The sequence below is a fragment of the Arthrobacter pascens genome (assembly GCF_030816475.1).
Lineage (GTDB): Bacteria > Actinomycetota > Actinomycetes > Actinomycetales > Micrococcaceae > Arthrobacter > Arthrobacter pascens_B.
Map to the genome: position 1 here is coordinate 1,544,933 of NZ_JAUSXF010000001.1, position 20,646 is coordinate 1,565,578.

Below are 20,646 nucleotides of genomic sequence, written 5' to 3' on the forward strand. Positions count from 1 at the left end.
TGGCCATAGCTTTGTCAATGCCGTGTGTGGCGCATGCTGTGATCTCTCCGCATCAGGTGGTTGTGGGGTATCGGGGAGATTTGTAGGTGGCGTTGCCTGGACGATGCCTGGCTGGGTGTCGTCTGTGGCCAGGCCCATGCTGACGTATGCGACCTCGGCAAGCGTCGGGGCATCTGGCGGTGTTCGGGCTGCAGCCGGACCGCCGCCAAGCCCCGCCAGGTCATCACAAACCCGGCACCGGGACGGAACCGCTAAACATGACTCCCCACCTCCAAAACGCTCGGCGGGATCTGGTCCATCGTCTTCACATCTCCGGAAGTTTTTGGGAAGGACTAACTCAACTCACATCAGCCGGGATGTGTTCGGGTGATTCCGTTGAGACGTTTGCCAATGAAGTCATGCATAGGACTCTGAAAGGGACCTGGTATTCATCTTCGAGTAGACTGTCTGGACGTGCCCTGTTTTCTTGCTCTCCGTCATGGATGAGTGTAGGGAAATAGGAGCATGGAACCATTTCGAATTTGGGGGTACCGCCATGAACGCCCGTGGCCGTAAATATTGGTCTGTTCGCATCGCATTGGGTGCGCTTTTGGTTGCGGCGGTCGCGTCCGGGCCTGCAGGAGTAGCCTCGGCGACGGAGACACCTCCTGTGTACCCGCCAGTCGTTGATCTGCCGGTCGGTGCCGACCCCACCCAGGACCCGGCGCCCACCCAGGACCCGGCGCCATCGGAACCAGCCCCTACGCCTGCTCCCGACACTGCTCCGGCGCCGGAACCTGACCTCCCGGCCGAGACGACGCCCGTGCCCGTACCGGTGCAGCCGGAGGCGCCGCTCCCGGCAGCGTCTGCTTACGTCCCCCCTGCACCCGTTCAAACGTCGCCTGTATGGTCTCCAGTCGTTGTGCCGGGAATCGCGGTCCAGGGAACAGAAGCCGAACAGGAAGCACCAACTACCGAAGACTCGGCCGTCACAGCAACGCCGACGCCGGTCCCCACTGAAGCTACGGCTACGGCTACGGCTACGGCTCTAGCCGTTGCGCCAGCAAAACCCGCGGCAGCCGTTAAATCCGCAGTGAAGGCGGCCGTGGCCGCAGCGACCGGCAGTTCGATCGGAGTCCGCGCTGCCGTCGTCGCTCTCCTGCTGTGCCTTGGGTACGCCTACTTCCGGTTTTTGGGGTCGAAAAAAGGAGGCCGGACCTCCCAGTCCTTGGCAAGTCCTGACGCATGAGCCATGAATTGCCGATGGGCGCCGCGGCAGAAAGTCCGACCCTGAGCCCGATTCAGATCACACTCATCACCCACTCTTACTGGCCGGAGCACAGTCCTCCCCAACGCCGTTGGACCGCGATGATCAAGGAGTTCTCCCGCGCAGGCTGGGGGGTTGACGTAGTCGCTCCTGTCGCTCACTATCCGTTCGGGCGTCGCGAGTTGCCGCGGCGGATGGCGGGCCGGCCATTCCGGCTACAGAAGGGACAGTTCACAGAGAACGTACTCCGCGTGCCTTACCTTCGGCACGGCAATTCACGGGCCGCCCGCTTGGTGGACCAGTGCTATTCGGCGTTACTGTCTGTTCCAGCCGGGATGTTCTTGCGGAGGCCAGATGTTGTAATTGTCACGGCACCGGCACTCCCTTCGCTCGCTGCCGGCTACCTTCTGGCTAAGCTGCGAAGAGTGCCACTGATCGTTGAGATGCGCGACGCGTGGCCGGACCTTGCCCGCGACGCACGTTTGGTTCAGGGAAGTGTAAAAAGTGTCGTGGAACGCGTGGTTGAATTTGTGCAACAGCGCGCGGATTTAGTGGTCACGGTGACGGAAGGATTCGCTAATTCCTTGCGTGCCCGCGGGATCCGAAATGTGGCGACCGTCAGCAACGGACTTAATCTGGACGCTATCCCCGTGCTGGATTCACCTAGACTTGAACGGCCCATCTTCGAGGCGCTGTACTTGGGGAACCACGGTGAGAGTCAACGCCTGGATGTGGCAATCCGGGCAAGCGCCTTGGTGGGAAGCTCAATGCACTTGCACATGGTTGGCCACGGGACGCAGCGTCCTGCACTGGAGAAGCTCGCCCGCGAATTGAAGGCCCCGGTGACCTTTCATGCACCCCTTCATGGCGATGCCGTGATGGAACGCTACGCCTCGGCCGACACCTGCCTTGTTTCACTGCGCGACGATTGGAAATCCTTCGAAACCACTGTTCCGTCCAAGACCTATGAGGTTCTTGCCGTTGGCCGCCACGTCACGGCCATGGTCCGCGGCGAGGCTGCACGAATCATCGCCGATGCCGAAGCTGGCGATATTGTGGCCAGCGACCCTGAAGCCCTGGCGGCCTTGTGGCGCGATCTCGCCGCCAACCGCCTGCGTCTGGCCCGTAACGGCGACAGCCGGGAATGGGTCAAAACACATGCCGAGTATGAGCAGCTGGCCACTTGCTACATGGGACTAATCTCAGAGCTCCTTGGCAAGGCATCTGGAGCCACCTCAATCATCCAGATACTGAGAAATCTACGGCTTGCGGCCCACACGGCGGGACAGCACTTCACGGACGACCCGATGGTGCTGATCCTCCAACTTTCGCGTAGGCTCCGGCAAACGGTGGTCCGTCGGCTGGCCCATGTGGTGCGTGCGGCGACGCCAAAAGACTCCGTGGCTGTGCCTGCGCTGCTCGCATCGCTCGTAATTGGCGACGACGGCGATGTCTGCCGCCGGCTTCGGCTCGCTACAGACCGGAAGGTCACAGGCGAGAAGGCCCGAAGGTTGGCAGACATCGCATTGGTTGCCAACCGGCCGGAGTTAGGCGACGTCTTCCTCGCTCGCTCCGGATTGGCGCGGAGGTATCAAGCAGCACAGGCCCGCAGGCTGTGGCATGACGGGAACCTTACCGGCGCCATCGCCGTACTAGAGGGTTCGGGTGCGTCGGGACGGCGGCAGCAAGTTCGGCTTTCCGGTGAGGCGGCGGTGTATGCGGGCACGGCGCCGTCGTTGCCGAGTCAGGCCTTTGCTCCGGTTGCCGGCCGAGTCCTGCACTTACTCACCAATTCGCTCCCCCATACCGCCAGCGGCTATGCCCAGAGGTCGCACTCCATCATGAAGGCGCAGCAGCAGGTGGGCTGGGAGGTGCTCGCCGTGACGAGGATCGCATATCCTGTGCAGGTTGGGAAACTCTTCGCGCAGGCTGGAGACGTCGTAGACGGCGTCCAATACCGTCGTCTCCTGCCTGCAGGATTGGCGCCGACGATGGACGCGCGCCTGCAACAGCAGGCCGAGGAATTGCTGAAGGTGGCGCTGGAATTCCGACCCAGTGTGCTTCACACCACCACACACTTTGTCAACGGACTCGTGGTCCGGGCGGTAGCGGAGGCCTTGGGGATTCCTTGGGTGTACGAGGTCCGCGGCCAGTTAGCGGACACGTGGGCAGCCACGCGGGGTCCTGAGGCTCGGGACAGTGAAAAGTACCGGCTGTTCCAGGACCGGGAAACCGACATCATGCGGAATGCCGATCTTGTCGTGACTCTGGGGCAGGCTATGAAGGCGAACATCGTCGCTGCGGGTATCCCGGCGGAGGACGTCATCATCGCGCCCAATGCTGTTGGCGACGGCTTCCTCCAGCAGCCACTGGATGCTGCCAGCGCACGCCGCCAACTAGGGCTGCCGGAGGACGGACTCTATATCGGCACCGTCAGCAGCCTCGTCGGATATGAGGGCCTTGACGACCTTGTCCGTGCCTTCGCGCTGCTGGCGCCTGAACATCCACGCCTGCGCCTCCTGATCGTTGGTGACGGCGTGGCCGGTCCGGCGTTGCTGGAGCAAGTCCGCGCCCTGGGGCTGGCTGACAGGGCGATTTTCACGGGGCGGGTTCCGCGGGAGCTGACGCCGCTGTATCACCAGGCCCTGGACGTCTTCGTGATCCCACGGAAGGACCTAGAAGTGACCCGTTCGGTCACTCCACTCAAGCCCGTGGAAGCTTTGGCAAGCGCCCGACCGGTAGTGGGGAGTGACCTGCCGGCCCTTCGGGAGATAATAGTCGAGGGTCGCAACGGGCTATTGGCCCCTTCCGAATCACCTGGCGAACTTGCACGCGCCATCTCGGCGTTGCTGGCTGACGGGAACCGCAGGGCGTCGATGGGGCAAGCCGGCCGGCTTGCCGTTCTCGCCGAGAGGACCTGGACGGCCAATGCAAGAGCACTGGCCAACCGTTATGCGGGGCTACACCACGAACATGAGGAGAGCAAGTAGTGTCCGCAGATAGTGCAGTAGACCCAGAGACCGTGGCCATACAGCCCCTCTCCGTAGATATGCGGCGGCTGACACGTGTCGGATCGCGGCCAGGGTTCCTGGACTACCTTGTTCAGCTCTGGAACTTCCGGCAGTTCATTTTTTACGATGCCCGGGCCCGTGTCCAAAGCGGTACGCGGAGGGACCGCCTTGGCAGCGCCTGGCTGCTCCTGAACCCCATCTTCAATGGTCTGACCTACTACCTGATTTTTGGTTTGTTATTGAATACAAGCCGTGGCATCGAGAACTTCCTTGGCTACCTGGTGGTCGGGATATTCGTGTTCCAGTTCAGCTCCGGTGCCATCACGTCCGGCGCGCGTTCCATCCACGGGAGTAAGTCTGTGGTGCAGGCATTCAACTTTCCGCGGGCAGCGCTGCCTATCGGGGCCAACGTACGCGAATTGCTGGCCGCGGTGCCCCTCATACTGGCCATGCTTTTGATCGTGGTGGTGCTGCCGCCTGCAGAGAAAATCACCTGGCTTTGGATTCTGGTCCTGCCGGCCATATTGTTACAGTCGCTGTTCAACCTTGGGGTTGGACTCATTCTTGCCCGCGTCATCTCCCGGGTGCATGATGTCACGCACCTGCTTCCCTTCGCGCTACGGGCATGGATGTACATCTCAGCAATCTTCTACACATATGACCGCTTCATCACCCAACCGCAGATGCTTGCTGCCATCAAGCTCAATCCCCTCTTTAACGTGATCGACATAGTCCGGGATTGCGTGCTTTACGCCAAGGTTCCCCAATGGCAGTCGTGGGCCATCCTTGCCGCTTGGGCGCTAGGGATGCTAGCTGCCGGCTTGGTCTATTTCTGGAAAGGGGAGGAATCCTATGGACGCGGATGAACAGGAAATTTTCATCGAGGGACATCCCTGCGTGGTGGTGGACTGCGTCGAGATGCGGTACCGCGTTGCCTCCAGTGCGGCTGCGGAACCTGATACTGGACAGTTCAGATCCCGATTCCTCCACAAGGCTGTCAGCAAGCCCAACATGGTGACCGTGAGGGCCCTGAACAAGCTCTCCCTCGTTGTTGAACGGGGGGAGTCGGTGGGGATCATTGGCAGGAATGGTTCGGGTAAGAGCACCTTGATGAAGATCATCAGCGGCCAGTCAAAGCCCACCAGGGGGGCCGTGTATGCGTCCAGTACCCCTATCATGCTTGGCGTCAACGCGGCCTTGGTCCCGGACCTTTCCGGTGACCAGAACGTCATCCTCGGATGTCTGGCCATGGGCATGAGCCGGGCGGACGTGGACGAAAAGTTCAACAGCATTGTGGAGCTTTCCGGCCTTGAGACATCCATCCATCTGCCGATGAAGTCCTACTCCTCGGGCATGGCTTCGCGCCTCAGATTTGCCATCGCCGCGAGCGTCGACCCTGAGATCCTTTTGGTGGACGAGGCACTCAATACCGGTGATGCTCAGTTTGGGGATCGCAGCAAGCGGCGGATGGATGAGCTCCGCGAGCAGGCCGGCTGTGTCTTCCTAGTAAGCCACAGCCTGGAAACGATCAAGGACATGTGCACGCGTGCGGTCTGGCTGGACAAGGGCGACCTGATCATGGACGGTGCGCCGGACGTGGCCATTAAGGCCTATCAGGACTTCACGCGTCACCTTTCCAAAGGCAACAATATTTCAGCCACCAAGATTCTCGACGACGCCAAAGCGAACCTCGTGGCCACCGAGGTCCGCGGGCGGTCCTCACGCCGGAGCCGAGGCTAATGCAGGGTCTCCGGGAGATCCGCACCGGACTATGGCATCTTCGCAGGGGAGGGCCAACGCAGTTCAATACCTGGCGTTCCCGCCGACGGATCGAACAGGGCTTTGCCGCACCGCGAAACGTGCAAGGTGTGGAAGCGGCCTGGACTGGCAGGAGGCGCAAGCGCAGGCTCTCGCTGATGCCGGCGAGACTGCCACAACCGCGGCCGTCCCGACCCGACGTCCGCGCTGCGGTGATCTTGGACGACTTTTCCGCGCTGGCATTCGGCTACGAGTGGACCACCATGCCAGTCCATCCGTACACCTGGCGGAACGACCTCGCGGCCGGGGCCGTTGATCTCCTGTTTGTGGAGTCGGCATGGTCCGGAAACGGCGGACTGTGGCGTGGAAAACTAGCTGGTCCCAGCGGGCCCAGCGACGAGTTCCGCGATCTGGTCCATTGGTGCCGCGAGCGGGGGATCCCAACGGTTTTTTGGAACAAAGAAGACCCGCCGCACTACGACGACTTCCTGCCCGCCGCCAGGATTTTTGATCAGGTCTTCACATCCGATTCCGGTCGTATCGCGCAGTACAAGGTGGATCTCGGGCACGAACGCGTCGCTGTGCTTCCGTTCGCCGCGCAACCGGCGATCCACAACCCGGTGAGGCCTGGGCATGGCTGGCACAAGAGGGACGTTGCTTTTGCTGGAATGTACTTTGCGCACAAGTATCCCGAGCGCCGGGCACAGATGGACCTTCTGCTCGGTGGGGCGCTGGACGCGTCGGTCCGGATGGGGACGGGTCTGGAAATATTCTCCCGGCAGCTTGGCGGCAGCCCGGAATACCAGTTCCCCGCACCGCTGGACTCACGCGTGGTCGGCTCGTTGAGCTACCTTCAGACACTGTCCGCCTACAAGGCGTACAAGGTGTTTCTCAACGTCAACTCCGTTGTTGACTCGCCCAGCATGTGTGCCAGGCGCGTCTTCGAGATCTCGGCTTCCGGCACGCCTGTCGTCACCGCACCCAGTAAGGCAATGCAACGGTTCTTCACCCCGGAGGCGGTGCCCGTGGCCACCACCCGCAAGGAAGCCGAGCACCTCACACGTGCGCTGGTTTCCAGTCCCGAGCTGAACGATCGCACGGCGCATCTGGCTCAGCGTGCGATTTGGACAAACCATACCTACTCCCACCGGGTGGATACGGTGTTGCAGTGCGCGGCGCCCGCACTGACCAGGGTCATAAGACAGCCGACCGTCTCCGTTCTGCTGCCTACTATCAGACCCCAAAACCTGGAACGTGTCTTCCGCGATCTAGCCGGACAGCGCGGGGTGGACGCCGAACTTGTGCTGCTCACTCACGGTTTCCGGATCTCCTCGGAACGCCTGGCAGAACTCTCCGAGGGGTCCGGCCTCCGGAATGTGGTTCTCCTTGAGGCGCCGCGGGAAATATCGTTGGGGGAGTGCCTGAACAGGTGTGCGGCCGCGGCCGGTGGGGAAGTTCTCACGAAGATGGACGATGACGACCACTACGGGCCGCACTACCTGAGCGACCAGCTTTATGCCCTATCTTATTCCGGCGCCGACATTGTGGGAAAGCAGGCACACTACATGCATCTCCAGAGGTCGAATGCCGCGATCCTTCGGTTCGCTGCCAGGGAGCACCGATTCACTGATTTCGTGATGGGGCCCACCATCATGGCTCGAAGGGAGGTGTTCAACGACCATCCGTTCCAGCATGTCGCCGTTGGGGAGGACACTGGTTTTTTGCGGGCCGCCCATGACGCCGGCAGGAGTATCTACTCGGCGGATCGCTTTAACTACTTCCAGGTCCGCACCGGAGACGGACACACCTGGCAGATCGAGGACGTGGAACTGCTTGCCTCCGGTGATCTCAAATTCTATGGAAAGCTACATGAACATGTTGACATCTAAAACTACTGAGAGTGAGGTCCCGATTAAGACGGTCGCAGTCGTTGGACTCGGCTACATCGGACTGCCAACAGCGGCCATCCTGGCCACCAACGGCCTAGAAGTGATCGGCGTCGACGTTAATGTGAGCACCGTAGACGCCGTTAATAACGGCCATGTGCCGTTTGTGGAGCCTGACTTGAGCATCCACGTCGCGGGCGCTGTAAGCCAAGGCAGGCTTCGGGCCCAGCTCGAAACTCCCAGCGCAGATGCCTACATCGTGGCCGTGCCGACGCCTTTCAAGGCAGACAAGTCTGCGGATATGTCATATATCGCCGCCGCCGCCAGTGCTATCGCACCCAAGCTCAGCGGCGGTGAACTGGTGATTCTGGAGTCCACGTCTCCCCCCGGGAGCACGCGCCGGCTCGCCGAGCTGATTCTGGGGATGCGTCCTGACCTCAGCCTCGATGGCCAGAGCGGCAGGCCTGTGCTCCTCGTGGCACACTGTCCCGAACGGGTGTTGCCTGGCAGGATAATGATCGAGTTGGTGACGAACGACCGCGTGGTGGGCGGGCTTACTCCCGAGGCTGCCGAGGCTGCGGCGGCGCTCTATCGGGTGTTCTGCCAGGGCGAGATTCATCTTACCGACGCTGCAACGGCTGAGATGACCAAGCTAGTGGAAAACGCCTACCGCGACGTCAACATTGCCTTCGCAAACGAGTTGTCCGTCATCAGCGATAATTTGGAAATTGACGTGTGGGAACTCATCCGCTTGGCCAACCGTCATCCCCGAGTCGATATTCTTCAGCCCGGTCCCGGCGTCGGTGGCCACTGTATAGCGGTGGACCCCTGGTTTATCGTGACGGCCGACCCCAAGAATTCCACCCTGATCCGGACCGCCCGCGAAGTCAATGACGGTAAGCCTGGCTACATTGTCGACCAGATCCGCAAAGCTGTCAGCGACCTGGAGCATCCCGTCATCGCGTGCCTTGGGCTTGCCTTCAAAGCAAATATCGACGACGTCCGTGAGTCACCGGCTCTGGAGATCGTGCGACGCGTGGCCACGCTGCACCCGGACAATGTGATTCTGGTGGTGGCGCCTCACACCGATCACCTGCCCGAGGAGCTCGCCGCTCTCTCCAACATCCGCCTCGTTGACGCGTACAGCGCCATCGAGTCGGCCGACGTGGTGGTGCTGTTGGTGGACCACGACAAATTCCGTGATATTGAACCGGCTCTTCTGGGGGACAAGAAGGTCATAGATACCCGAGGATTCTGGCGCTGACGAGGCGGACATGAATCAAGGGTATTGATAGTTTTGTGTCAAAAGTATACGAAAAAAACGGTGCAGGGCGCCCGAAAGCGACTCGCCGCGGGGAGAACAATGCAAAACCGAATTGAAAAGTCGGCGGTGCTGCCTGCCGGCAAGCATTTCGCCGTAACATGGAGCGTGCCTGTGGTGCATGGCGGCAGGACAAATGCCATGCTGCACCGATCGAGGGCTTTTGTGGCCGAAGGCGGCGCCCAGGTTGAGATTTTGACATTCGATAATTTTCGGGACTACAAAGAAATTCGAAAGACGCTCACCGAACAGCGGAAACTCGTCGATGGTGTGACTATCCGAAATATTTGGGAAGACCTTCCCGACCTTGCTGGCGCGGCTCCCGCTCTCCCACTGGAGGATCTCATCGGCTTCAGTCCGCTCGGTGAAACAGGAACGCCGGTTGTCACGGTAGAAGGCGGTCCACGCAGCAGGACACAGAGATTCTCCTCCGACGGTACCACGCTGCTGCAGACCGACTATCTCCGGGAGGACGGAACTCTATTCCTCTCGGACCGTAGCGATGTTGATAACCCGGGTGTCTATGGGGGCCGCTCGATTACCCTCTGCAACGGCCAGGGACTGCCGGTGGAGCAGTGGAGGTCGTCGTGGGAAATGTACCGCTCGTGGCTGGATCACCTGACGGAGGGCAAGGAGTCATTCTTTATCGTGGACAACAAGCACGCCGCGACGTTCATGAAAACCTATCGACGGCCGACCGCGACGGTAATGCTCATGGTTCATGATTCCCACCTTGCAACTGCAGCAATCGGACCAGCGTCGCCGCTGTCTGGCTCCGGCGAAGTGATAATCCCCCGCCTTGACAGTTTCGACGGTGTCGTGATCCTCACCCGGATGCAGGCCGAGGATATTAAGGCGCGGGTTGGAGACATCGGCAACGCGCACGTCATTCCGAATAGCCGGGCGGTGTCCGCACGGCCTAGGGGTGATCGCAATCCCACCGCGGGTGTCCTCTTGGCCCAACTGAGGCCGCTCAAACAGATTGATCACGCTATTCGTGCGATCACCGATGTAAACCACCGCCTCCAATGCACTGCCAGCCTCGCCATTTACGGCGAAGGTGCTGAAGGTCCAAAATTGGAAAGCCTCATCGCCCGGCTGGGTGTTTCCTCGTTGGTTCAGCTGAAGGGCCACACTCATTCACCAGCCAAGGTGTTCGCCGAATCCTCGTTTTCCTTGCTGACGAGTTCGTCTGAATCGTTTGGTCTGGTGATCTTGGAGAGCATGTCTGCCGGCTGTATACCCATCGCTTACGACGTTCACTATGGGCCGTCTTCCATCATTACGCACGGTGTCAACGGCTACATTGTTGAATACGGAAATGAGCGGGCCCTGGCCGAGTGCGTGGCTGAATTCTTGGCATTACCTGCCCAACAGCAGGCGAAGTTAAGGGAGGCTGCAATATCCAGGGCGGCCGACTTTTCCGACGAGCCCGTTGTCTCCATGTGGTCTCAGGCGCTGACAGCCGCGGCAACGAGAAAGGCGCTCCCCTCCCCGGAAGTGCAGGTGGCTGTCACCGACACTGCATGGGGAACCTGGTCCGACGGGACGCTTGATTTGCGTGTGACCGCTCATGTGACCTATGACAGGGACGGCCTGGACACGGATGCACCTGGTTTTTCTTGTCGGATTAGAAGCCGGGGCGGCGAGTTATTCTTCAGGGTGTCTGCCGACACGACGGGACAAACAGCCGACAGTTCATTTTCCATCGTCTTTCGCTTCACTCCTGATGTCATGCAGGCGATGAGCGACTCCATTGCTGACGCCACACTTGAAACCCAGCTTCTGGGCCGTCGTGTAAAGTCGAGGCTGCCTTACAGCCTCCCAGCCCCCACGCGGATGGAAGTCTATGGAACAGTGCACGGTAACCTCAGCCTGCGCCCTGTCAGCCCGCCCCTGCCGTAGTTACACCAGACTTAATCTAAAACCCTCGGAGAATGCTAATGAATAAACAGGACGCGCGCGAAGACAAAGCACCCGGCATTCCGCCCCTTCCCGCTGGTTACCATTGCGCCATTACCTGGGGCATTCCCATGGAGTACGGCGGCATGACAAATGCCCTGCTTCACCGGTCGAGGGCCTTCATCCAGGAAGCAGGCGTCCCCGTGGACGTCCTGACCTTTGAATGGTCAGTTGACTACAGCGAGATTCGCTGTGAACTAGAGATTGCCGGTGAGTTGATTCCGGGACTTCGGCTGCGGAACCTCTGGGAAGAACTCGGCGAGCTCAGTGAAAGCCAACTGGCCTCGTCGAAACCAGGTAAGAACGTAACAGGCGAGTTCTCGCCTATCGGTCCGGGCGAGGAATCAGCGGATGAAATATTCGCCGGTCTCCTGCGGCGCCGGATCCGCTATGCGGCTGATCAAAAGACTGAGCTGCAGATTGACTATTTCCGCCCGGACGGTTCACTTATGGTCACGGACCGGCGAGATGTTCAAGCTAAGGGAACAGCTGGTGGACGACTGATAACCCTCTGCGGTCTGGACGGCCGTCCAGTAGCCTCCTGGAACCAGGTTTGGCCTCTTTACCTGTTCTGGCTTGACTGCGTTGTTGCGGGTCGAGAGTCATTTATGATTGTTGACAGCAAGTCGACCGCTAACTTCATGACCCGCTATCGGCGGAACAATGTTGTGACACTGCATCTGGTGCACAACTCGCACATGGCCAGTGGCGCACTTCCACCACACGGCGAGCTAAGCCCAACACGACGGTACGTGTTTGAGCGGCTGAATTCCTTCGACGCCGTGGTCTTCCTAACCGAGAGCCAGAAGAAAGATGTGGATCTGGTCTTCGACAATCCACCGAACACTTGCGTTATCCCGAACAGCCGATCCTTTCCTGCGTTGTCCGAGCCGGAGAACGGCCATATCGCCGAGTTGGGAATCGTTCTAGGCGCCTTAACGGGCCGCAAAAGGTTGGACCACGCCATCCGCGCTGTAGCCAAGGCAGGGGAGTCTTCTGATTTAGACTACAGGCTGGAAATTTACGGCCAAGGCCCTGACCATGCCGCTCTATTGCGGCTGATTCAGTCAAGCGGCCTGGAGGGTCACGTCGCTCTTCGGGGTTACTCTATAGACGCACGTCAGGAGTTTGAGCGAGCTTCATTTACTCTGCTGACCAGCAAACTCGAGGGCCAGGGACTGGTTTTGATAGAGGCGATGAGCGTGGGATGTATTCCCATCTCTTATGACGTCCCCTACGGTCCTGCGGATATTATCCAGGACGGTGTCAATGGTTTCCTTGTACCCGCCGGCGATATCCCTGCCATGGCGGAGAAGATCCGGCTAATAGGTGACATGGACGCCGAAGATCTCAAGAACATGCGTCGAGCAGCAGTCTCCAGAGCACACTCGTTCAATGATGAGCTGGTGGTCCAGACCTGGGGGACGGCAATGCGGGCAGCAGTAGACAGAAAGCTTGGAGGGGCGACCTGGGCGACGGATCCCCGCTGGATTACGGGTCCATTTCAAGACGCGCAACCGGTCACATGAGTGAACCAGTTGCGGCCCGCCAGAGGCTTCGGAACAACAATCGTCGTGTAGGAAGTACCGGTGATGACATGCTACTGGCGCCAGTCGACTAATCCTCGCAAGATCCTGCGCTACAGCTGGGCTTTCCCTGCGTCAACCCTGCGCCTTGCCCGGTAACATGGTCTTGTCTCGTATCGATAGTTGGCGTGGATGGACCAAAATCTCCGCCCTCGCGAGGCTGGATGCCCGCCCGCGGGGCCTAGTGCCGATGTGGGGAAGGACTCGTCTCAGGTTCTTTCTAGAGCATCTTTAGAGTTCAACGCAGGATCACTTCCGGACAGGAAATCGGAACGGGTGATCTCTACTTGGGGGTTTAGATGCAGACCAAACGTTTTCGCGGCGCCATGCGCAAGCTGCCGATCGCGGCGCTCACAGCACTCTTAATCGTCTTGGGCCTCGCGGTCGCTCCCGCATCCGTGGCCTACGATCCAGCATATTCGGTGCCAACGGGCTTGAAGTCCACGGGTCAGACGGATACGACTGTGAGCCTGTCTTGGGTGAAATCGGCGAACGTCCCTCAGTACCGGGTGCAGGTTTATACCAGGGCGGACATGGCCGATTCGGTGTATTACCGGTTTACCGACTCGGCTGTTGTTATCCCTAATTTGGTGAAGAGCACCGCGTACAATTTCCGGGTGCGGGGGATCAGTGCTGACGGGGGGACGTCGCTGACGGCTTACTCAGCACCCGTGACGGCGACCACCGCAGCCGCACCTGCCTATGCGGTGCCTACCGGTTTGAAGTCCACGGGTCAGACGGATACGACTGTGAGCCTGTCTTGGGTTAAATCGGCGAACGTCCCTCAGTACCGGGTGCAGGTTTATACCAGGGCGGACATGGCTGATTCGGTGTATTACCGGTTTACCGACTTTGCAGTGGTTATCCCTAATCTGGTGAAGAGCACCGCGTACAATTTCCGGGTGCGGGGGATCAGTGCTGACGGGGGGACGTCACTGACGGCTTATTCAGCACCCGTGACGGCGACCACCGCAGCCGCACCTGCCTATGCGGTACCTACCGGTTTGAAGTCCACAGCCACTGCCGCGACCTCCGTCTCCCTGTCGTGGAACCCGGTGCCCAACGCTCCCGAATACCGGGTACAGATTTACAGCAAGCCGGACATGAGCGACTCGATCTACAGACGGTTCACGGCGGCTTCCGGAGTCGCGTACGGGCTTACGCCCGAAACAGGCTATTCCGCAAGAGTCAGGGTTATCGGATCGGCAGGAGAAAGCCTTAGCGCCTATTCTGCCCCATTTACGTTTACTACCCCTGTTGATCCGTATCCGACTCCGACCGGCTTCAGTGCAACTACCACCTACCGCACGGCAAACCTGACATGGAACCCCGTACCCAATGCACCGGGGTACCGGCTAGCGATTGCCACCAAACCCGATATGTCCGACGCCGAATGGCGCCGTTATGCAGGAACCAACACGGCGGAAATCCGTGGCCTGAACCAGCTCACAACCTACTATTTCCAGGTTCGGGTAATTGACGATGCCGGAACTGCCCTCAGCGCCTATACGCCGGTGCTGAGTATCGCAACCAAAGCGGAGCCGCCGGCACCACCGGCCCTGACCAATCCTTTGAAGGTCGCGAGCTACAACGTCATGTGCGCAACCTGTACGCCCGAGGACACAGACACGGCCAATCCGTTGCCCTGGTCGGAGCGCCGCGGCGCCGTCGTGGCCAATATCAAGTCAAGGATGCCGGACATTATCGGCGTCCAGGAGGCATCCCAGGGCTGGCTGAACGAGCCCGGCCAAACGGTGTCGCTCTCCCAGTTCGAGGATCTGCTCCAACGGCTCAACAGTGCCGGAGCCAACTACGCGGTCAGTAACAACAAACGCAACAACTGCGTGGACTCCACGACTCCGACGAACTGTGTTTATGCCGATCAGGGTGCCTCGCAGGGGGCGCGTATCTTCTACAACCCCACGGCGGTGGAAATAGTCAAAAGCGGTTCGAAAGCACTTCCGGTGGCCAGCGTTCCGGAGAACCCAAGATTCTTCGCGTGGGCAATCGCCAAACAGAAATCGACCGGAAAGCTCTTCTTCTTCGGAGATACTCATCTGTCCACCAGTAAAGCCGAGGGATTCTATGAACTCCGGAAGCTACAGGCGGAGACGATCGTCAGTGTCATTAGGCAGGAAAACTCTGCCGGTCTTCCAATACTCATGACCGGAGATCTCAATTCGAGCAAGTGGCAGAAACCTTCCAATGCGCCCTACGACGTCTTCACCAATTTCGGACTTATCGATCCGCTCGGCAATGACTACTGGCAGGACTTCCCCAGCATGGCAGCCACTGCAGAAAAACGCATCAACGCATTTCTCGACAGCTGGAACGGTTACAATATTGTGGCTCCTGGCACCTCTAATAAGGCGGCCAATGGCTCCTACATCGACTACATCCTGACATCCAAGATGCGAGTGTCGCAGTGGGAGACTGTAGCCAACGTTGACAGTGCCGGCAACTTTGTGGGAATCATTCCGTCTGACCACAACATGGTCGTAGCCACTGTGGGGCTTCCCTAGGAAACCTGATAGCGGCACAGGGCTGTTGGCCGCTTGCATGGTTCATCGCCGATGAGGGTGTAGGCGCCTCAGAACTTGCCGGTGTCGAGCAGGCCGGGTAGGTCCGTTGCTGGTGCCGCGGCGGTCGACGTAGGCCAGCATGTTGGCGCCTCGCCGTTGACGCGGTAGTGGGGCAGGTTGAAGATGCTGCTGGCAGCGTCAGTTCCCACCCCGGTAGGCTCGTTCAAGACTCGTGGTCCTGTTCCTGGTTGAATGCTTCGACACACTCATTCCAGCAGGACCACGGGCCCCTTTTTCAGCTGCGACACGAAACCAAATCCCCACCAACCACGAAGAGCCGCCCGGCGCGCTCTTCGCGGTTGGCGCCCACGATCCGGTCGCGCGACGACCTGGCACCTGACGCGCGCGCTCTTCACGGTTGGTGGTGAATGTTCTGCCGTGACGGACGTTCATACCACTGTTCTGGCGGCACTGCGCAACAGGATACGCGTTTTGCAGTTGCATGCTTTGGTGAATCCCGGCCCTGTCCTTTTTATGTGCTTGATCGCGGTGCTATTGGCTTCCACTTTCGCCGTTGTCGCGCCGGTGACAATGAGGACTTCGATCTCTTTCCACCACCGGCAGACACGTGCGCCAGAGCCGGTTCGTTTCCGGCTGCGCGGACTGTTCTACCAAGGCCTGCATTCGGTCTTTCGCGGCCGACGCATCGGCGAGGGATCCCGTGGCGAGCAGCGTCCGGAGTTGCTCTTAGACCAGCCAGGCAGCCTGCAGTTTCCCAGTGGCGTCGTCGGTGTCGAACACGGTACTGAGCCTGTTCCGGGCCCGATCCGAAAGCGTGTCCCCGGCCCGGAGTAACAGCCACCGGTTGGCCCAGACCGGGTCAATGGATCGTCCCCCACCTGCCATGGACCTCCTGCGTGAGCCGTTGCCGGACCTCGGTCAGCATGTCGTTGCCGAGCTTGACCAGGTGGAACGCGTCGACCGAGACCGCGGTTCGTGGCAGCCACATCCGCTGGGCCTTGCGGAACGCCGCGGAGGGGTCGATCGCCACGACTTGGACGCCCAGGCGCCACCGCAGAGGACGCGCGAACAGCCAGTCCCTGACGCCCTCGCTGTCGCGGCCGTCCACGATCCCGAGCACCTGTCCGGTGTCCAGATCGACAATGGGGGTCATCCAGGGTTCGTAGCGTTTCCAGGCCTTGGTGGCCGGGTCGCGGAAGAACCGACGGACCGGTAGCGGTGTTCATAGATCCCGAGCATCCGCGGTGCCAGGCATCGACGTCAGGCAGTGTCAGCGCCGCGGAATCCAGAGCCCGCTGGACCAGCCACCACGAGACGCCGAACGAGATAGCCGCCTCCGCCGCGGCCCGTCCAGATCCAATCACGGCAGCCACCAGGGCGCCCCGGAGCCTCCGGGTCGACCCCGCCCTGGGCGGGACCTGATCAGTCTCCTCCGTGAATGTCCTGCGGGATCGCGGCCGGACGCGAAGTCTGCTGGGCCACGGATCTGAACGCCCGCGGCGCGGCCCTGTTGATCGAGTTGTTGGCCTCCCACGCCCAGCAACTGCTTCTATATTCCTGGACGGATCGTGCGTTACGCCGCAGCAACCTACCGCGGAGATGGCAAGACCGACGCGAAAGACGCAAGGATCATGACCGACAGCCCGAAATCCTTCGCAATCTGCCCGCAAAGGCGCCTCGCCCTTTGCGGGCCTCATCAATAAATCCTGGCGGACCTCCGCCCCATAAGCCGTCGGCATGGTCAACATCCTTCCACGAGCACAAGCTCGCTAGGTCAAGGAGTCAACAAAACCGGGGAAAGTCCCAAGTAACCTCAAAGTCGACTAAGAAGACCGAATCCAAGAGTCAAAGAAGACGGGGGCAGCTCCCTTTCGTGGCACCTTCTCCACGGACGAGTTCATAGTGTATCTTTTTGCACTTAGAGTCCTGCTAGAAGCCTCTTCAGCGTCTCGCCATCCCGTTCAAAGTCGAACTCGTAGTCATGGTTAGTCCCTCCTAATGGGCGACCGGCGGCGTCGACATCCCGGTTGCCCTTGATGTCCTCGCACCAGAAAACGTGCATTCGGTGGTCGAGGGCGGTTGCTATGAAGTACTCATTTGTAGCTAGGTAAGATGTGTTCACAAAGCCAATGATGTCCATTGGCGTTTTGCTGAACATGGTGCCATACAGGCCTGATCCGATATAACCGGCAGCAACCTTGGCGTTGGCATACATGGTGGCTTGCTGACGCAGAGTGAGTTCCTCCGGGTAAACTACCTTGAAGCCATGTTCGATGAAGACAGCTTCGAGTTCAGGCATGTTGAGGCACTCCCGCCACATTCCGGGTCGGCGGGAAACGAAAATGCGCTCGCCTGTCGGTCCGGTGTCCAGCCGCAGTTCCCGACCCAAGCGCTCATATGTCTCCCGCAGCATCGGGTGTACGTACTTCATATTGTGGAAGAGTGGCGTGGCCGCAATCAGGGAATCCACGTGCACTGGTGACAGGAAGGTTTGAATGTCCCCTTGGGATATGCCGTATGCCGTTAGGATCTCCAGTTGGTAGGGCAAAAGATTCCCTTCCGGTGTCGGGGAACTCATCAACACCTTCAGTGCTGGATTCTGCTCCTTCGCATTGTCCCAAGCGTAAAGGCGGGGGATGGCCTCCGTCATGAAGTGGCCGAAGTGTCGGTTCATTTCGAGGTCGAGATAGTAGTATTGCCCGTTAAGTCGCTCGGGCTCCGCGGTGGACTCCGGGGACCAAGAGAAGTAGTGATTCAGAGGCCTGAGCGCGCTGTTGCCCAGCCGGCCCAGGAGAGCAAGCCGAAAAGAGTCGGGCAGGAGTGTTGAATCTTTCAGCAAGATCTGTCTCGGCACGGCTACAACGTCGTGATACTCGCGGACGTCTAGGTCCGGCACACTTATCGGGTTAGGGTACTTCCGCTGGGCCACGTCGAGCTTGTTCGCTGTAACAAGGGCGTCGGAAGTCACTTTGGTCGACCGTAGCCGAGATAGGACGCTTCCCCAGGTATCGCCATAGCGATCCTGAAGGAGGCTGTTGGCTTCCGAATGCCGAAGTTTGATTAGCGTTTCGCCGCGTCTTTCGAGGGCGAGGAATTTTCCGTCGAATTCTACTCGGCCGATGGCCTGCGCCAGGTTCAGATCATCCTCCGTTGCATTTGCCGGGGTTTTGCCCCCTGAGGCCTTGAGCGTCAATAGGCGACTAACGAGTTGCCACAGATCCTCTTTGTCGTCGTCCAGAAGGGACGGGATGTGGCTCGCATGAAGATCCTCAGCGATGTAAAGCCCCCCGTTACGGACCGCTGGGAAGAACAGCCGGAATATCTCTCTCTTCTGACTCTTGCGGTTGGGGCTGTCCTCAATAAGGACGTCGTAGGGAGAGGCAATTGCCAGCGCTCTGTGCATTCGGTCCATGTTCCCCGCCGGGTACATCCGCACGTTTGACCTCAGCCGGGCGAGATCATCAACTGGCGCGTAGCTAATAGCGGTTACGGTCGCGTCTGGGAGGAACTCAGCGAACGTATTGGCAGTGGCCACTGGTCTGGTGCCTAGGACGATCGCAAGCCGCCGAATGTCAAGCCCAGCGAACAGTGACTCGTAATGCTTGAGGTAGTTGTGGCCTCCAGAAGCTTGATCGATCTTATTCCGCACCCCGATGTCGTCCAAGCTGATCGCCAATTTTGGAGTCCTCCATTTGTTTCCGTGCGCTAGCTTTTCCAGCGAATCGGTATCTCACCATCCTAGAGTGCGCAGAGAGAGTCCAAGCCCCACGTGGGTCCAATGCTGGCTTTGATCGCCACTTGGCCCGCAATCGGTGCGTTCGATGTGCTTGATTCCAGTGTTGTCCACTTGAGAGAAGACTTTGGTCGGTCTTTCCAAGAATCACGCGATGGCCGTCTCAAGTCCGGGAACAACACGCCCGCAGCCGGGCCGTTACACCACGCTAATGGGGCACTACTTTTTTATGGCGGTGTTGTTGGCTTCTACCTTGCCTGTCGTAGCTCCGGTAATGATGAGCACCTTGATCTCTTTCTACCACCGGCAGACAGTGCGGTAGAGCCTGTTCGTTTCCGGTCGTGCGGGCTGCTTTGACCAGTTCCTCCAGTTCGGTTTTCGCTGCCGCCGCGTCCTCCAGGGACCCGGTGCGCAGAAGGGCCCTGTGTTGTTCCTTGATGCGCCAGACTGCTTGGAGGGCTCCGGTCGGATCGTCAACGGCGAACACCTCATCCAGCCGACGGCCGGCCCTACAGCTGAGTGTGTCCCCGCCCCGCAGGAGAAGCATGCGGTGGGCCCAGGCCTTGTCGACGGCCCGGCCGCGCCGGTCCTTGACCTGCTGGGCAAGATTCTGCCGGGTCTCGGTCACGGCCTGGTTCGCCAACGAGATCAGATGGAAGGCATCGACACCTACCGCCGTGCGTGGAAGCCACATCCGCAACGCCTTGCGAAGCTCAGCGGAAGGGTCGATCGCCACGACCTGCCGGCCCAGGCGCCACTGAAGCGGGCGGGCGAAGAGCCAGTCCCGGCGCCCTTGTGGTCGGGGGCCGACCAGGACACCCAGGACCTGGCCGGTGTCCCGGTCCAGGATTGTCGTCATCCAGGACTCGAACCTCGGCCCGGCCTTCGTGGCGGCGTTCTGGAAGTAGCGCACGGACCGGAACCGGTGTTCATCAATACAGAGCATCCGGGGCTGAGCGCATCCACGTCCGGCAGCCGGAGTAGACAGGCTTCATTCAGCGCCGCCCGGACCATCCACCAGGACACGGCGAACCCGGCGGCTGTCTCCGAAACGGCCCGGCCAGAGCGATGACAGCAGCCACGAGGTGGTCCCGGAGCCGGCCGGTCGAGCGCGCACGGCGCCGCACCTGCCGGGGGATTCGAAGAAGGACAGCCGGTCGCAGGCCGTCTCTTCGCAGCGGTACGAGCGGTACTTGGACCAGAGCACCTTTACCGGACCGGCGACAGGAATGTCCCTGAGCCGCTGGAGGCGGCGTTCCTTCCGCCGCGATGCGATGACACTGCAGCTCGGGCAGCCAGGCGGCTGATCCGTTTCGACCATAACCGGCTCTTCGTGGTGGGTGGTGAAACAGGTTCCCTGTCTTGAAAGCTGAAGGGCTCGTAGCCCTGCTGTGATGGATGTTCTCTACGCATTCCTCAAGAGTCAGGAGCTACGAGCCTAATGGGAGTGTACCGGCTGGCTCTTTCGGGGACAGACTGGTATCCGAGCCGCTGGTAGGTAAGCACTATACGAGCCTGGACGCTTTCCTCAGGAGTCCTATATCAAGATCGTGCCCCTGCCGGTGAGCGAGGAGGTCGAAAGCGCTGGTGGGATGTCGTG

The 20,646-nt window shown here is 60.0% G+C and carries 12 protein-coding genes and 2 pseudogenes; 9 read left to right on the forward strand and 5 right to left on the reverse strand.

Annotated features, from left to right (window positions below):
• Positions 1-1,242 precede the first annotated feature (1,242 nt).
• The 8 genes from QFZ40_RS07150 (at position 1,243) to QFZ40_RS07185 (ending at position 15,292) form a co-directional block, all read left to right on the forward strand.
• Complete coding sequence (locus QFZ40_RS07150) at positions 1,243-4,236, forward strand: glycosyltransferase family 4 protein (protein ID WP_306906852.1); 2,994 nt, start codon at positions 1,243-1,245, stop codon at positions 4,234-4,236.
• Positions 4,236-5,123, forward strand: coding sequence for an ABC transporter permease (locus QFZ40_RS07155; RefSeq protein ID WP_306903609.1), 888 nt, complete (start codon positions 4,236-4,238; stop codon positions 5,121-5,123). The genes QFZ40_RS07150 and QFZ40_RS07155 overlap by 1 nt, the downstream gene beginning before the upstream one ends.
• On the forward strand, positions 5,110-5,997 hold the full coding sequence (locus QFZ40_RS07160) for an ABC transporter ATP-binding protein (protein ID WP_306903611.1): 888 nt from the start codon (positions 5,110-5,112) through the stop codon (positions 5,995-5,997). Before QFZ40_RS07155 ends, QFZ40_RS07160 begins: the two co-directional genes overlap by 14 nt.
• A 176-nt stretch (positions 5,998-6,173) precedes the next feature.
• The gene (locus QFZ40_RS07165) at positions 6,174-7,904 is read left to right on the forward strand and encodes a glycosyltransferase family protein (protein ID WP_306903612.1); all 1,731 of its coding nucleotides are present in this window, start codon (positions 6,174-6,176) and stop codon (positions 7,902-7,904) included.
• A complete protein-coding gene (gene wecC, locus QFZ40_RS07170) occupies positions 7,885-9,165 on the forward strand; it encodes a UDP-N-acetyl-D-mannosamine dehydrogenase (protein WP_306903613.1) in 1,281 nt (426 codons plus the stop codon). Before QFZ40_RS07165 ends, wecC begins: the two co-directional genes overlap by 20 nt.
• Before the next feature lie 99 nt (positions 9,166-9,264).
• On the forward strand, positions 9,265-11,127 hold the full coding sequence (locus QFZ40_RS07175) for a glycosyltransferase (protein WP_306903615.1): 1,863 nt from the start codon (positions 9,265-9,267) through the stop codon (positions 11,125-11,127).
• A 38-nt stretch (positions 11,128-11,165) separates the two neighbouring features.
• The gene (locus tag QFZ40_RS07180; RefSeq protein WP_306903616.1) at positions 11,166-12,713 is read left to right on the forward strand and encodes a glycosyltransferase; all 1,548 of its coding nucleotides are present in this window, start codon (positions 11,166-11,168) and stop codon (positions 12,711-12,713) included.
• A gap of 356 nt (positions 12,714-13,069) precedes the next feature.
• Positions 13,070-15,292: a fibronectin type III domain-containing protein gene (locus tag QFZ40_RS07185; protein ID WP_306903617.1), complete on the forward strand. Its 2,223-nt coding sequence runs from the start codon at positions 13,070-13,072 to the stop codon at positions 15,290-15,292.
• A 68-nt stretch (positions 15,293-15,360) separates the two neighbouring features.
• Here the strand turns inward: QFZ40_RS07185 and QFZ40_RS07190 are convergent, their stop codons facing one another.
• Both QFZ40_RS07190 and QFZ40_RS21740 read right to left on the reverse strand, forming a co-directional pair.
• The gene (locus QFZ40_RS07190; protein WP_306903618.1) at positions 15,361-15,519 is read right to left on the reverse strand and encodes a hypothetical protein; all 159 of its coding nucleotides are present in this window, start codon (positions 15,517-15,519) and stop codon (positions 15,361-15,363) included.
• 222 nt (positions 15,520-15,741) lie between these two features.
• Positions 15,742-16,761, reverse strand: a pseudogene (locus QFZ40_RS21740) (ISL3 family transposase); the annotation flags it as partial.
• A 2-nt stretch (positions 16,762-16,763) separates the two neighbouring features.
• Between QFZ40_RS21740 and QFZ40_RS07205 the strand changes: the two are divergent.
• Positions 16,764-16,962: pseudogene (locus tag QFZ40_RS07205) on the forward strand (IS110 family transposase); the annotation flags it as partial.
• Positions 16,963-17,231: 269 nt separating this feature from the next.
• Here QFZ40_RS07205 and QFZ40_RS07210 read toward each other — a convergent pair.
• From QFZ40_RS07210 to QFZ40_RS07220, 3 genes are all read right to left on the reverse strand, one after another.
• Complete coding sequence (locus QFZ40_RS07210; RefSeq protein WP_306903620.1) at positions 17,232-18,989, reverse strand: glycosyltransferase family 61 protein; 1,758 nt, start codon at positions 18,987-18,989, stop codon at positions 17,232-17,234.
• A 265-nt stretch (positions 18,990-19,254) separates the two neighbouring features.
• On the reverse strand, positions 19,255-19,992 hold the full coding sequence (locus QFZ40_RS07215; protein WP_306903621.1) for a transposase: 738 nt from the start codon (positions 19,990-19,992) through the stop codon (positions 19,255-19,257).
• 45 nt (positions 19,993-20,037) lie between these two features.
• Positions 20,038-20,367, reverse strand: coding sequence for a hypothetical protein (locus QFZ40_RS07220; protein WP_306903622.1), 330 nt, complete (start codon positions 20,365-20,367; stop codon positions 20,038-20,040).
• Positions 20,368-20,646: the final 279 nt, after the last annotated feature.

What these genes read in the sequence shown, in the direction of transcription:
- QFZ40_RS07175 (WP_306903615.1), top strand. Translation starts at nt 9,265, where the DNA reads ATGCAAAACCGAATTGAAAAGTCGGCGGTGCTGCCTGCCGGCAAGCAT.
- QFZ40_RS07185 (WP_306903617.1), top strand. Translation starts at nt 13,070, where the DNA reads ATGCAGACCAAACGTTTTCGCGGCGCCATGCGCAAGCTGCCGATCGCG.
- QFZ40_RS07150 (WP_306906852.1), top strand. Translation starts at nt 1,243, where the DNA reads ATGGGCGCCGCGGCAGAAAGTCCGACCCTGAGCCCGATTCAGATCACA.
- QFZ40_RS07220 (WP_306903622.1), bottom strand. Translation starts at nt 20,367, where the DNA reads ATGGTCGAAACGGATCAGCCGCCTGGCTGCCCGAGCTGCAGTGTCATC.
- QFZ40_RS07215 (WP_306903621.1), bottom strand. Translation starts at nt 19,992, where the DNA reads ATGCTCTGTATTGATGAACACCGGTTCCGGTCCGTGCGCTACTTCCAG.
- wecC (WP_306903613.1), top strand. Translation starts at nt 7,885, where the DNA reads ATGAACATGTTGACATCTAAAACTACTGAGAGTGAGGTCCCGATTAAG.
- QFZ40_RS07160 (WP_306903611.1), top strand. Translation starts at nt 5,110, where the DNA reads ATGGACGCGGATGAACAGGAAATTTTCATCGAGGGACATCCCTGCGTG.
- QFZ40_RS07180 (WP_306903616.1), top strand. Translation starts at nt 11,166, where the DNA reads ATGAATAAACAGGACGCGCGCGAAGACAAAGCACCCGGCATTCCGCCC.
- QFZ40_RS07165 (WP_306903612.1), top strand. Translation starts at nt 6,174, where the DNA reads ATGCCGGCGAGACTGCCACAACCGCGGCCGTCCCGACCCGACGTCCGC.